This window comes from Actinomadura logoneensis, from assembly GCF_003428695.1.
GTDB lineage: Bacteria > Actinomycetota > Actinomycetes > Streptosporangiales > Streptosporangiaceae > Spirillospora > Spirillospora logoneensis.
In genome coordinates this window covers 1-966 of record NZ_QURH01000444.1, presented here as the reverse complement: position 1 = coordinate 966, position 966 = coordinate 1, and the positions used below count along the sequence as shown (strand labels likewise).

The following is a 966-nucleotide window of genomic DNA, read 5'->3' as shown; positions in this document are numbered from 1 at the left end:
GGGACGGGCGTTCTGCCCGTCCCGCGCCCTCGGCCGCGGAATCAGCGGTAGTTGACGAACTGCAGGGCGACGTCGAGATCCTGCCCCTTGAGCAGGGTGATCACTTCCTGCAGGTCGTCCTTCTTCTTCGAGCTGACCCGCAGCTCCTCACCCTGGATCTGGGCCTTCACGCCCTTCGGCCCCTCGTCCCGGATGATCTTGCTGATCTTCTTGGCGTTCTCCTGCGAGATGCCCTCCTTGAGCGCGACGCTCAGCTTGTGCACCTTGCCGGACGCCTTCGGCTCCGACGGGTCGATCGACTTCAGCGAGATCCCCCGCTTGACCAGCTTGTCCTTCAGGACGTCCAGCACCGCCGCGGCCCGCTCGTCGGTGTTGGCCTGGATCTCGATCGTCTCCCCGGACCACTTGATCCCGGCGTCCACGTTCCGGAAGTCGAACCGGGTGGCGACCTCCTTGGCCGCCTGGTTCACCGCGTTGTCGACCTCCTGCCGGTCCAGCTTGCTGACGATGTCAAAGGAAGAGTCCGCCACCGGACACCTCACCCCTTCTAGGCTGCGAATACGTCCGCCCCGAGCACCAGGCGCGCGACCCTGGGCCCACCCCGGCGCGCCCCGCCAGCGTAGCGACCCGAACGGATGTCACACCCACTCCCAAGGTCCGCTATTCTTTCCAGTGCCGCCGCGACAGCGGCGACCACGGCGGGTTGCCCGAGTGGCCAATGGGAGCGGACTGTAAATCCGTCGGCTTAGCCTACGCAGGTTCGAACCCTGCACCCGCCACAGTGCAACGATCAGCCCCTCACCAGGGGAAACCTGGTGAGGGGCTGATCGTTTTCCTGCCGGCCGGTTGCCGAATTTGGCCGTTTGAGATCAAGGAGCGTCGGCGCTCGCGCCGTTGGCGCGGCCCGCCGTCGGCGCGGCCGGAGCGTGCGGCGGTGGGCGCCGGTCACCGGCCGCGCGCGCCCGG

The 966-nt window shown here is 67.6% G+C and carries 1 protein-coding gene and 1 tRNA gene; one reads left to right on the top strand and one right to left on the bottom strand.

Annotation, left to right across the window (positions count from 1 at the left end):
- Window positions 1-41: 41 nt before the first annotated feature.
- A complete protein-coding gene (locus DZF91_RS23205) occupies window positions 42-530 on the bottom strand; it encodes a YajQ family cyclic di-GMP-binding protein (RefSeq protein ID WP_117359490.1) in 489 nt (162 codons plus the stop codon).
- 167 nt (window positions 531-697) lie between these two features.
- Here DZF91_RS23205 and DZF91_RS23200 point away from each other — a divergent pair.
- A tRNA-Tyr gene (locus tag DZF91_RS23200) sits at window positions 698-779 on the top strand.
- Window positions 780-966 lie beyond the last annotated feature (187 nt).